This window comes from Francisella frigiditurris (assembly GCF_001880225.1).
Classification (GTDB): domain Bacteria; phylum Pseudomonadota; class Gammaproteobacteria; order Francisellales; family Francisellaceae; genus Francisella; species Francisella frigiditurris.
Genome location: NZ_CP009654.1, coordinates 863,914 through 877,339, shown reverse-complemented (window position 1 = coordinate 877,339; position 13,426 = coordinate 863,914). Strand labels below are relative to the sequence as shown.

Below are 13,426 nucleotides of genomic sequence, written 5' to 3'. Positions count from 1 at the left end.
GAGGAGAAAATATGTTAAAAAAATCCATAATTACAATCTTACTTGCAGGGAGCGTATCAAGCTCTTTTGCTGATGTAATAGATATTTATGCACACCGTGGATTACGTCCATTAGCACCAGAAAATAGCTTACCCGCTTATACTCAAGCAATGCGTATTGGAGTAGATGTGATAGATATGGATGTAAATATGACTAAAGATAAAGTTTTAGTTGTGACACATGATTTAACACTAAATCCAGATCTTACTAAAGACAAAGATGGGAATTGGATAACTGAAAAAACTCCTATCAAAGATTTAACTCTAGCAGAACTACAGCAATATACTGTTGGATATATTAAGCCTGATACAGCTACAGCTGAAATGTATCCCAACCATACTGGTATGGATAACGTCCACATGCCAACTTTGGAATCAGTTATCAACTATGTTAAATCACACGTGGGTAGTCGTGTACGCTTACAAATTGAAATAAAAACTAACCCATATGATCTAACAACTAGCTGGTCAGCAGAAGAAATGGCTGAAGCTCTAAACAAACTACTAATTAAAACTGACTCTACAGATATGGTTGAGGTTCAATCATTTGAGTGGCAAGCTTTAGTTGATTTACAAAAATTAAATCCAAGAGTAAAAACTGCCTATCTTACTGATCATACAACCGAACCTATGAATGCTGAAAGTGATAAAAAAATGTCTAACTATGCAAAATGGACTGCTCCTTTAAATCCAGCTGATTATAATTATGACTACCCTACTATGGTGAAAAAATTAGGTGGAACATTCTGGGAACCTTATGAAAAAGATTTAACGAAAGAAGATGTAGAACATGCACATGAGCTAGGCATAAAAGTCGTAACCTGGGGTTGGACAGAGGATGCTGGAACAGATTTTGATTATAAAACAATCAGTAATCTAATTGATTGGAAAGTTGATGGAATAATTACAGATAGACCAGCTATTCTTAGAGGTATGGAAGCATCTAAAGGATTAGATCTGCCACCTGCTTACCCTACTTTGCCTTATCCGGAAAAATATTAATTATTACAAATTTAAAATCATACTTGTCTAAGTTCATATTAGTTTTAAATTTATAGTCTAGTATTTTGACAAATAGATCTTTTTACATTAAATTCTATTAATCATTTTAAAGCTTATAGATTGCTAATTTTAGCACTCCATAAAAATTACTTTTATTTTACTATGAAAAGAAATGAAGATTTCATGTGGTCACTTAGCCTATATGGCACAGCTATTGGTGCTGGCGTGCTATTTTTACCTATTCAAACAGGAATTTCAGGAATCGTTCCAATACTTGTGGTATTAATTTTTATTTTCCCAATGGTGTTCTTATCACATAGAGCTTTGTGTAGATTTGTCATATCTAATCCAAATACTAATTCTGATATTACCGTAGTTGCAGATGATTATTTTGGTAAAATTGGTGGAATAATTTTCAATATTTTATATTTGTTTGCTATCTTACCAATACTATTGGTATATAGCGTTGGTATAACAAATACTTTAGAAAGTTTTTTTGAATATCAATTACATTACAATATAGAAAATAGGTTCCTTCTAAGTTTTTTCACCATATTATCATTAGTATTTATTATTAACTTTGGTCAAAAACTTATTATTCGCGTTATGAGTTTTTTAGTCTTTCCTTTTATCATTGCTTTGCTAATACTTTCATTATGGATGATTCCTTATTGGAATACGGAAATACTATATAATAGTTTTGAGTATAATCACACTTTCTCTGGAGTTTTATTAGCTATATGGATAATTATGCCAATACTAATATTTTCATTTAATCACTCTCCAATCATTTCATCTTTAGCTGTTTATGCAAAAAAAAGGTATAAACAAGATGCTGATAAAAAGGCCTCTAGGATAATAGCTTTTAGTAATATTTTAATGATTATCACAGTAGTTATTTTTGTAATTAGCTCTATGTTGACTCTATCACCTGATGACCTAATGAAAGCAAAAGAAGAAAATATCTCTATCTTATCTTACCTTGCTAGTCATTTTGATAATTACTCTTTAGACTATATAGCTCCATTAGTTGCATTAGTTGCCATGAGCAAGTCTTTCTTTGGTCATTATTTAGGCTCAAAAGAAGGAATAGATGGGATAGTCTGTAAAATTTCAAAAAATTCAATTAGTCAAAAGACTATAAAACCAATTACCCTATCAATAGTGTTTCTATCATGTTGGCTCGTCGCTTATTTAAATCCAAACATATTGGATATGATATCTAGTATTGGAGGTCTTGTTTTAGCCATAATTCTTTTTATTATGCCTATTTATAGTATCTATAAAATCAAGTATTTGAAACAATATAAAAAACCATTAGCTGATGCCTTTATCCTCTTTGTTGGTATTGTTGCACTGTCATCTGCAATCTATGTTTTACTATAGTTGCCAAAGGTATAAATCCATTATCTTGTTTTAAGCTTGTATCTACCCATAATTACCAATATTATTACTAATGTGTCAGTTAGATTTAATTAAGCAATGGCTATTAATTTATATTCGGAAAATGACTTTCTTAGACAAAACCAAAAGATTTCTCATAAAGAATACTTTTCAAATTTCAGAAGAGACTATGCTCGTGTAGTACATTCATCATCATTTAGAAGACTACAAGCAAAAACCCAAATCTTCCCAAATTTTGAAAGTGACTTTTTTAGAAATCGTTTAACACATTCTTTAGAAGTAGCACAAATTGCTAAGTCTATAGCTGTACGATTAAATGCTGAACATGGATTAAATATTGATTATGATCTTATTGAAACCGCTGCTCTTTGTCATGATATCGGTCATCCTCCTTTTGGACATAATGGAGAAGTTGCTCTTAACAAAAAAATGCAAAATTATGGAGGCTTTGAAAGTAATGCCCAAACACTTAGACTAATATCGCATACTGCAAAAAAAGATTTGTTAAACAAACAAAACTTTGGTCTTAATCTAACTTATCGTACTCTTGCAGCAACTATAAAATATGATTCACTCATTCCAGATAATGAGCCAGTTGTTAAAGTCACAAAAGGATACTATCAAGAAGAAGCTAGGCTAGTAACTGATATTAAACAAAAACTGTTAGAGCCACATAATATAGATCCTAAAGAAATAAAAACTTTCAAAACAATTGAGTGTTATATTATGGATGTGGCTGATGACATAGCTTACTCAACTTATGATGTGGAAGATGCTTTAAAAGGTGGATTTGTTGATCCATTATCAATGGCTAGTATTGATGATCAATTAATAAAAAGAATACAAAAAGCTACAGAATCTAAATTATCCTTATCAAAAGAAGAAATCAGAAATATCCTAAAAAACATATTTACTGGATATATGGATTTTGATAAAGATCCTAGAGAAATTTATCAAGATTCAAAAAAGATAGCTAATAATAGCTACTTGAGAACTAAAGTAACTTCAAAGCTTGTAAATGATTGTATTTCAAATATAAAAATTGATATTAATCAAAAAGCTCCTTTACTATCCCGCGTGTATCTAAGTGATGAAACTGAAAAACAAGTTGAGGTGCTAAAAAAATATATCCTTTTCAAAGTTATAACATCACCTAAACTTAATATTTTAAGGTATAGAGGACGTGAAATAATTTCTGAAATATTTGATATTTTGATAACTTCAGAACCACATTCAAGTCTTCTACCAGATGATATTGGTGCTATTTTCCACGCTGCCGATACAGATCAACAAAAAGCCCGGATCATAAGTGACTATATCTCAAGTATGACAGACAGATATATTATAGAGCTATACAATCAATTTAAATCTGATCCTTCAGCAATGATTTTTAAACCATTCTCTTAAGATTTTTTATTATAAACTCTATCTAAATAAACTGCTGCTGCACCAAAAACCTGAAAATCTCCATCTGAACTAGACCACTCTAGCTTAAGTTTCTTAGGCGATTGAGTATATGCAAAAGATCTAATTTCTTCCCACATTTCATTTTCAAAATACTCTCTTGCGGATATTATCGATCCAGCTAATATAATTGCCTCTGGATCTATAGTATACATAATAGACTTTATAGCATTACCTAAATGCTTGCCAAATTGCTTATATATTTCTATAGCATCTATATCATTATTTTTAGCTCTATTAAAAAGTTCAGCTCCATCAACACCTATTTTTTTTATAAAGAATTGACCACTACAATAATCTTCTAAGATTCCATCTAAATACGGTAACATCCCAAACTCTCCTGAGCCACAGTTAGAGTCTTGTAGTAGAGTACCATTATTAATGATTCCTCCACCAATACCTGTTCCTATAGTGATACCCACAAAGTTCTGATATTTTTTACCTTTACCATACAATCTTTCGCCTATAGCAAAACAGTTTGCATCATTATCTATATAAACAGGAACTTTAAACTCTTCTTCTAAAATCTTTTTTAGATGAACTTCTTTCCAAGATTTTATATTTTGAACATCATATATAGTGCCAGTTTTTCTATCTACTACACTAGGTATTCCTATGCCAATGCCTTCGACATCATCAGAAAAAACATTAGCTATAGTTTCTTTAATAACTTCAATAACTGATTGAGCATCATATTCACCTGCTGCAGGAATTTTATTTAAAGATGTTTTAAGTAGATTTGTACCGATAACTTTTCCAGCATTTATTTTGGTTCCACCAATATCAACACCTATTATTACCTTATTTTGGATTTCAGCTTGCTCAAATATATTCATATTACCTACTTATTAAATAATTCTCTTAGCTTAACGGTCTTATTATTTACTAATGGTTTTGCAGTTATCACTACATATAATAGAAATATTATTGTCAAATAGACAAAGCAAATACCTATTCTCAAGCCAAAAATATCTCCCATGCTACCCACAACTAATGGAACTATTGCTCCACCAATAATTCCAGTACAAAATATTCCTGAGATTGTTCCATGATGAGATTTTAGAGAATTCATACCTAGTGAAAAAACTCCTCCATACATAACAGAGGTTAAAAATCCGCATATAGGGAAAAATACTAATGCAAAGGTTGCTGATCCAAATAATGCAAGTCCTAAAGATATCAATTGCAGAGTTAAAAATACTTTGAGGATATTTCTAACATCATATAGCTTCAATAAAACTATACCTAGAATACCTCCAACACATTGCATAATCCAGAATAATGCTACAGTCGTATTACCATATGTTTCCGTATTTAACCCATGATAATCACTTAAAAATTTAGAAATCCAGACACTAATACCTTGCTCTTGGCCAACATATGCAAATATAGCTAAGAAATATATTAAAACTACCTTATTTTTCAAAAGGCTTAATACTGTTGAAAATCCTTCAAGCTTTTCATCATCTTTAAGCTTAACTTCAGGGAATTTTATAAAGCCAATAAATATTACCAATAAAAACATTACTATTGCATTAAACCAATATATAGACACCCAACTAAAATTTGTTCCTATTAGTTTAGTGAAGAATAATAAGAAATAATTACTATCGCCATTATATGGTAGGTTTATAACTAAATACGATAACACGAATGGACTTACAAAAGATGCACTACCAAAGAACACTTGTTGTAATACTGAGAAAAATGAATAATTTTCCTCTCCACCAGCAACTCTTAATAAAGGCCAAAAAGCTACTTGTAATATTGCCGCAGCAGTGCCCACTGTAAATAAACTTATTAAATAAGTCATATAGCTAACTTTAAGACAAAATAATATAGAACCTAAAGAGCCTAAAAAGAATGCAAATAGAATCATCTTCTTACTACCATATCTTTCTAGCATATACCCCGCTGGAATAGAAATAATATAAGCTATAAAAAATGCAAAAGGTAAAACCCCTGCTTGGGAAAGTGTTAGATGAAGATCTTGCGTAGCATCAGGGATTATAGGTCCTAAAATATTTGTAACGAATGATACTGCAAAAAAGCCAAGCATCACCACCCATACTATAAGATAATTCTTTTTCATAAGCGCTCTTAATTGTTATATAGTAGCTTTTCTACTAACTACTAAACCAAACATGGATATAACAATTGTAGCAACAATTAACAACATTGGGATAAAAATTGAGCCTGTCATGTTAATTAATAACATTGACACTAAAGGTATAGGTGAAGAAAAAATAAGATATCCAAAGTTATATGAAATACCTAGACCTCTACATTTATAGCTAGGTTTAAACATATTAACAATAATGACATTATACGTAGGAGCTATGAACCCTAAAATTATTGAGATAGCAATAAATGGTCCAAATACATTATTTGCTTCTAATAAGTTTTTATAAAATATAGGAATTATTGCTAATGTAATTATCAGTAATAAAGCCATCATCTTTTTCTTTGATACATAGTCACTTATAAACCCTCCAATAATACAGCTTACTGTCATTATTATAGAACCTATTAAAAGTAACTCAGATATATCTACACTTGCATTAACATATTCCTTATAGAAAGCTGGAAGAAACATATATAACTGGGTCATGATCATTGCAACAGATGAAACTAGAGCAATACCTACAAATATTCTTTTGAAAAATGTTTTAAGATCCTCCTTTACTCCTGAATCTTTATCTACTAAGAAGTCATAATTATCTGTAACACCTTTTCTTAAGAAATATATAAAAAATGTAAAAACTGCTCCTAGAAGAAATGCAACTCTCCAGCCATATTCTGATATAAATTCAGAAGAAGTAAATTTAGTCATCATAAAAAAAACTAGAGTTGTCATCATAATACCTAAACTAAGACAACTAAAAACAATACCCGTAACTAGTCCCTGTCTATTTGGAAAACTTTCCGTAGAATAAGTAACTGCAATAGGAATTTCAGCACCTATGGCAATACCTTGTATACACCGGAAAATTACGAAAAGTATTGTTGCCCAAATACCTATTTGATTAATATCTGGTAATAATGCCATTCCTAATGTAGATATAAATAATAAGATTATTGTCACTCTTAGAACAGCAATTCGGCTATATTTATCCCCAAAATATCCAAAGAAAATAGCTCCAAAAGGTTTAACAAAATAACTACCAGCAAACACTAAGAAAACCATTAGAGTATTAGTCGCAGAATTAGAAAAATCAAAAAATCTAGAGCCTATAACACTTGCAAATATTGCATATATTGCAAAATCATAATACTCAAATGCTCCACCAAGGCTAGCAAAGAGAACTTTTTTATAGTTATTCATTAACTTGATTCTAAAAAAATAGTTTACATTCAATAATAATTAAAAAACTAATATTTTCCAAGAAAAACAATTCTGAAATAAGCTAGCTTTAATTTACGTATGCTTGCGATAATTCTAATATTTCGACCGTATAAGAATATTTTTCAATTTTTATCTTATTAGAAATTAGAATTTTTCTCACTTCTTCTTTAATGTCTAAAGCTATTTCTTTCAACAAATCTTCTGTCCGTCCAGATAGTACTTTAATTGTTAAACCAATTAATTCTTTTTCTTGAGAGTTTGCTACTAAACAATAGTCATATTTATAATATCTATTTTTAAAAGTCTCTATTTTTGTCGGTAATTTTTCTAACAGAATAGACTGGCTACGATTTAATATATCCTTTGCAATATTAGTATCAAAAGAACTTGGTATTTCTAATATAATATGAGGCATTATAACTCCTATCTTAAATATCTTTTTAATGGTATCGCTAAAGAAATAGTCCTAATAATATAAAAACCCAATATAGCTAACCATAACCCATAATTTCCTAAAAATAAAAATATATAAACTAAAATCATATAGAAGAACATTGATATAATAATAGCATTTCGCATAGCTCTAGTCTTCAACATCCCTACAAACACACCATCTATCCAAAAACTAAACGCTGCAAATATAGGAAGTAATATTGAAAAAATAATATATTTATGGATCTCACTTATTACAGCTGGAATCGATGTAAACATGCCTATAATTATATTACTAAATATTGCATAACTTATAGAGAAAATAATACTTATAACCATACACTGAACTAAAGTTTTTACTATGATCTCTTTCAATCTATCTCTGTCTCGTCTTATATAAGCTTCTCCTACCATGGTTTCTGTTGTATTGGCTAAAGCATCTAAAATCATTGCAATAAAAACTGCTATCTCAACCAAAATAGCATTTGCTGCTAATGTATTTTTACCATAGTAACTAGAAAATATATAAAAAGAATTAAAGCTTACTAAAAGACAAAATGAACGGATAAAAATATTACTATTTACTTTTAAAAATGGAAGATAGCTTTCGATATTTAAAAACTCAAATTTCCTAAATATTAATATAAGTCCTATACTTTTTGATTTCAAAAAACATATAGCTGAAATTAATAGTATTAATAACAATAAGCCCTGTGAAATCAGCATTGAATAAGCTATTCCTTTTAATCCTATTGCTAGGATATTTATAAAGAAACAACTTAATGAAATACCTAGCATAGTACTCAAAAGTGATGAGACAAAAACTATTTTTGTTTTTTGAATACCTATAAAAAAACCTAAAAGTACATAATTTAATAATGCAAAAACAATACTATATATCGCCACATCATAAAACTCTTTTAATAAGAGTAAAACACTAGCATCTGTATTTATTATTGAGATTGCTATTTTATAGATTAAACTCTTAAATATAAGTATTACAAGGGCTAATGATAAAGCTACAATAATTGCTCTAATTAGCAATTCGGCTATTAGCTCAAAATTTCTTTTACCTAAACTTTGAGCAATTAAACCTGTCATACTCATTCTAAAAAAAGTAAAAAGCAAGCATATGAAATTTACTATTGCTACTCCTAATGCAACAGCTGCAAGATAATCACTATTATTTAAATGTCCTATCAACGCCGTATTCACGATTCCGAATAATGGTACTGTAATGTTGGAAATTACTAAAGGAATTGATAAAAAGAGTATTTTTTTATGCATTTGTATAAACTTTAAGCTAATGCATAACTAAGAAATGGAGATATAGCCAACATAACTCCTACAAATAATATAAAATATAAACTCTTAGATTTATAACAATGAAGTGCTGGCACTTTATAAACTAAATAAACAGGTATAAAGCAACCTACTAAACAATAAATAGGCCCAGTTAAAGGAACTAAGAAATACACATTAAATTTGAAAACAACTGATAGCCAAATCATCATAAACATTATAATATTAGCTATAAAGTTTGTGTGTGTATAATTACTCTCAACTTTAACTAGCTTGAATATCTTATAAAGAATTCCTCTCAAAGATTCACTCATTCCCGCTAAGATACTAAGAAAAGAAGTTAGTATTGCACATATATTTATAATAATTCCACATATATAAAGCATAAGATTAGAGTTATGAGTTTTATCTAAAATAACAAATACAGATTGATTTGTCTTAGAAGCTTCTACAGCTAAACCATGTGGTAAAACTAAAGCAAAAGAGAATATAAAAAAGCCTACAATAGCTAATAAAATATAAAAGCTAAATTTCATTGTTGAAACAGCTTTTTGTTTAGCTAGCTCAGGGTTGTTTTTATATTTTAATCTATAACTAATAACCATAGGACTTATAGATCCCATAAATAATATAGCTGTTAAAGCAAATGGAATCATGACTATAGTTTTAGGCATTATTTGCTTACTTTTTGGAATATACGTAATATTTTCTAGGCTCCATAAAGGTATCATTACTAAGCTAGTCACAACTATTGCTAATAATAAAACCATTACTAAAAAGCTTGAAACCCTAACAAGCAGTTTTTGGCTTTTAATACCTATATAAACCATTATTAATATTAAGAAAAAACTATAGATTATATTACTATCTAGATTTGGATTTGACGTTAGTCCAAAGATATGAAGATATGAGGCTAAGGATTCTGTTACAACCTCAGCATATATAATCGTCCAAACTACCATCATTAGAAAATAAACTATACTTAAGAAGCTTCCCCATTTAGCGCCTAAATAGTCCGTTATAACTTCACTATAGACTTTAGGTTCTTTATTTGCACATAGTGTTTCGATATAAATCTTTTGAACCAAATAAGTACCTGGAAAAGCTATAATCGCAGCAAGTAAAAAGATAAAGAACCCCACTACTCCTATACTAACCGGAGTGAGTACAATTCCAGCTCCAACAGCCATACCAAAACTGATAACTATCCAGCCGAAATCAAATTTATCTATTTTTTTTAATATTTGAACCATGAAACTAGTATTTAAAAAACTTTGAAACTAACTATAACAAAAATAAGTTTAAGGAGATAGATATGTACTTATTAATACATATCTATTTTAGAATAAAGGAAGAATATTATATTTTTGTCCAGACTTGGCCAGAACCACTATTTTGTGCAGGGTTATTACCTTGAGTCCACCAATTTGCTTTATACTTTTGGCCATTATAAGTTACTGTATCTCCAGTATTATACACTTGGCCACTACTCCATGCTCCGCCAGCTACTAGAGGAGTTTCCCATGGTCCACCATTTGCTGGGTTATCACCTTGAGTCCACCATTTAGCAGTATACTCTTTACCATTATAAGTTACCTTATCTCCACCATAGTAAACTGTATTAGAATCCCATGTCCCATTGCTAGGTGTTGGAGCTGGCGCAGGTGTCGGAGCTGAACCTACATTTTGCCATGCATATTGGCCATATATTCCAACTGGGTTATAAGCTGCACTAGAACACCATCCACCTTCTGTACATTTGTAATGACTACCATCAGAAGCTCTAACAATATCACCTGTAGCGTATGTATTTCCTGCAACATAATCAGGGTGATCACCACTAGGAGCCGGTGTCGGAGCCGGTGTCGGAGCCGGAGTTGGAGCCGGAGTTGGAGCAGGCGTTGGAGCCGGAGTTGGAGTTGGTGTTGGAGTTGGTGTTGGAGTTGGTGTTGGCTCTTCTTCATCGCCTGCATTAGCAGTTGGAAGATTAGCATTACAATTATAAAGAGAATTATTATCCAATTTGAAAGCTTTACATGTTGCTTGTAAAACTTCACTAGGTGTTGGCCAATTGTTATCCCAATAGCCCATATAATCTCTATCATATCTTTGATCTTTATAAAGATCCCACATGATCATACCTACTGATCTACCAGACTGAGCTTCAGAATTTAGAATCTTAGTCATTTGATCATTTGAAAGTGGTAAGTCATTACCAGATCCTTTAACAGGATACGCTGGTTGACCAACTTCAAAACCAAACTGAATCTTTCTATTAAGGCTAAATGTTCCTGGAGTAATACTTTGGTTTTGTAGCTTAGTAGGAGTATCAGAAGATGCGCCTAAGTAATGATAATACTCATCCATATAGTATTTAACTTGAGCCGCTAATGTATAAGATCCATTTAAATACTGTCCATCATTTTTAGATAAATCATAACTCATAACAGATAATGCATCTAAATCTTGTGCCACACTCTTATCTTTTGCAGCAACATTATATACAAGACCCTTTAAGTTACCATAATACCAAGGTCCGCCATCTTTAAGATGATCCTTAGCACTCCAAGATAAAACATTTGTAGGTACTGCACCAACAGCAGGTAAAGCAGCAGAAAGTTTAAGATTTGGGTTAATTTTTTCAATCTTATCATGAACAACTTTGATTATAGCCGCAAATTTATCTACTGTTTCTGGCATTGCTCCAGGATTTCCAGTATCAATAGCACCTTGAACTTGACCATTTACATTTTTAAGCTGATTAGAAATACCTACTTCAGCCATTAAATCCTGATAGTCCTGATATGAAAAATTGTTAGTATTCATATTTTTGTCTTTGACAATACTATCTATTTGCCACTTATTATTTAAAAGTTTTGATAAAGAATAACTATTCAAATCAGCATGCCAGAACTCTTCATAGTCAAGATCGACACCCGTAGCACCTAAATCATTTGTTAATTTAACTAAATTTTCATAAGCAAGATCAGCCTGTTTTGAAGATGCAGGATCCTCAAACTCACCTCTCTTATAGTTCTCAAAAGCTGTTCCTTGAGTATTTTCAGGAATAGGGTTAGGGAAAGTATCATATAATCCATCATCTGGACCACACATATTTGCTCTAGGAGTTTGCTGACCTAAAGCTTTTAAAGATTGTGTATATAATCCCGGATCACAACTAAAGTTCCAACCACCAACTGCCAAATACACATGAACACCAGCTGTTTCTAATTGAGAAATAATAGCTTTAAGCTTTTGGAAATCTTCTTTTGCTTTTGGATCATTTTGCGCATTTGTTATTTGTGAGCTTGATGCATTACGATCAATAAAATAACCAAACAAACCTGTCCCTGCTAAACTACCTGACTGATAGTAGAATAAGCTAGGTTGAACGAATGATAATATAATCTTGTTAAAATTTGCGCCTTGATCTGTAATTTCATCTGCTAAAATTTGTAGCCTATCTAATGAAGCCCATTTAGAACCATTATCACTATCACCTAAATAATAAGCTGTCACTAATGGCTGTTTTGCCTCATTCAACTCAGCAGCAGTTACTGCATTTGCAGCACTTATCCCACCAAATAAAGTAGCAGCTAACGCGACACTAAGCTTTTTTAATTTCATAAAACCCTCTCTTTGTGATTTTGTATCTTAAACTAATTATAAGTATTTTATTTATTCCTATTTCTAGCTGAATTTTATATTAAATAATTAAATTTAAGTAGCAATTATACAGCAGAATATTAAATATTTATAAATATATATTAATTTAAAATTAAGCAAATTGTCAAGAGAATATTATTTATTATTTGGTTCCAAATATCTTATCGCCAGCGTCTCCTAATCCTGGAATAATATATTTCTTTTCATTTAAATGACTATCTATAGAAGCTGTATACAATTCAACATCTGGGTGAGCTCTTTCCAAGGCTTGTATCCCTTCTGGTGCCGAAACTAAAGTTATTATTTTTATGCTTCTTGAACCTGCTTTTTTAAGTAAATCTATTGTTGCAATCATAGATCCTCCTGTTGCTAGCATAGGATCAACTATCAAAGCCGTTCTTTGATCAAGCTTGTCACATAGTTTTGAAAAATATGGCACCGGCTCAGCTGTTTCTTCATTACGATACATACCTACCATACTTACTTTAGCTGCAGGGATATGCTCAAACACTCCATCCATCATACCCAACCCAGCTCTTAAAATAGGCACTACTGTAAGTTTTTTACCTTTGATCTGTTTTATCTTAATTTCATCACCATTCCAGCCAATAATTTTAGTATCCTCAAGCTCAAAACTTTCAGAAACCTCGTAGGTTAACAAACTAGCTATCTCTTGTGTAAGCCTTCTAAATTCTTGCGTGCTTATGTTTTTAGCTCGCATAAGTCCAATTTTATGCTGAACCATTGGATGCTTAACTTCTACAATTTTCAT

General features: G+C 30.9%; 11 protein-coding genes. 3 read left to right on the top strand and 8 right to left on the bottom strand.

The window, feature by feature from the left end; all coding sequences use genetic code 11:
- Positions 1-11 precede the first annotated feature (11 nt).
- The 3 genes from KX01_RS04300 (at position 12) to dgt (ending at position 3,851) form a co-directional block, all read left to right on the top strand.
- Positions 12-1,040, top strand: coding sequence for a glycerophosphodiester phosphodiesterase (locus KX01_RS04300; RefSeq protein ID WP_071663812.1), 1,029 nt, complete (start codon positions 12-14; stop codon positions 1,038-1,040).
- Positions 1,041-1,202: 162 nt separating this feature from the next.
- Positions 1,203-2,426 (top strand): aromatic amino acid transport family protein, encoded by a 1,224-nt coding sequence (locus KX01_RS04295; protein ID WP_071663811.1) that lies wholly within the window; start codon positions 1,203-1,205, stop codon positions 2,424-2,426.
- A 96-nt stretch (positions 2,427-2,522) separates the two neighbouring features.
- Complete coding sequence (gene dgt, locus KX01_RS04290) at positions 2,523-3,851, top strand: dGTP triphosphohydrolase (protein ID WP_071663810.1); 1,329 nt, start codon at positions 2,523-2,525, stop codon at positions 3,849-3,851.
- Here dgt and KX01_RS04285 read toward each other — a convergent pair.
- The 8 genes from KX01_RS04285 to upp form a co-directional block, all read right to left on the bottom strand.
- Positions 3,848-4,744: an ROK family protein gene (locus tag KX01_RS04285; RefSeq protein WP_198021103.1), complete on the bottom strand. Its 897-nt coding sequence runs from the start codon at positions 4,742-4,744 to the stop codon at positions 3,848-3,850. The genes dgt and KX01_RS04285 overlap by 4 nt on opposite strands.
- 5 nt (positions 4,745-4,749) lie before the next feature.
- A complete protein-coding gene (locus KX01_RS04280; protein ID WP_071663809.1) occupies positions 4,750-6,000 on the bottom strand; it encodes a sugar MFS transporter in 1,251 nt (416 codons plus the stop codon).
- Between the two features lie 15 nt (positions 6,001-6,015).
- The gene (locus tag KX01_RS04275; protein WP_071663808.1) at positions 6,016-7,233 is read right to left on the bottom strand and encodes an MFS transporter; all 1,218 of its coding nucleotides are present in this window, start codon (positions 7,231-7,233) and stop codon (positions 6,016-6,018) included.
- An 88-nt stretch (positions 7,234-7,321) separates the two neighbouring features.
- Positions 7,322-7,669, bottom strand: coding sequence for a tautomerase family protein (locus KX01_RS04270; protein WP_071663807.1), 348 nt, complete (start codon positions 7,667-7,669; stop codon positions 7,322-7,324).
- Positions 7,670-7,677: 8 nt separating this feature from the next.
- Positions 7,678-8,973, bottom strand: a complete 1,296-nt coding sequence (locus KX01_RS04265; RefSeq protein ID WP_071663806.1) for an MATE family efflux transporter — start codon at positions 8,971-8,973, stop codon at positions 7,678-7,680.
- Between the two features lie 11 nt (positions 8,974-8,984).
- A complete protein-coding gene (locus KX01_RS04260) occupies positions 8,985-10,241 on the bottom strand; it encodes an amino acid permease (protein WP_071663805.1) in 1,257 nt (418 codons plus the stop codon).
- 106 nt (positions 10,242-10,347) lie between these two features.
- Positions 10,348-12,615: a carbohydrate-binding protein gene (locus KX01_RS09540; RefSeq protein WP_071663804.1), complete on the bottom strand. Its 2,268-nt coding sequence runs from the start codon at positions 12,613-12,615 to the stop codon at positions 10,348-10,350.
- A 181-nt stretch (positions 12,616-12,796) separates the two neighbouring features.
- Entirely contained in the window at positions 12,797-13,426 is a 630-nt protein-coding gene (gene upp / locus KX01_RS04250) for a uracil phosphoribosyltransferase (protein WP_071663803.1), read from the bottom strand.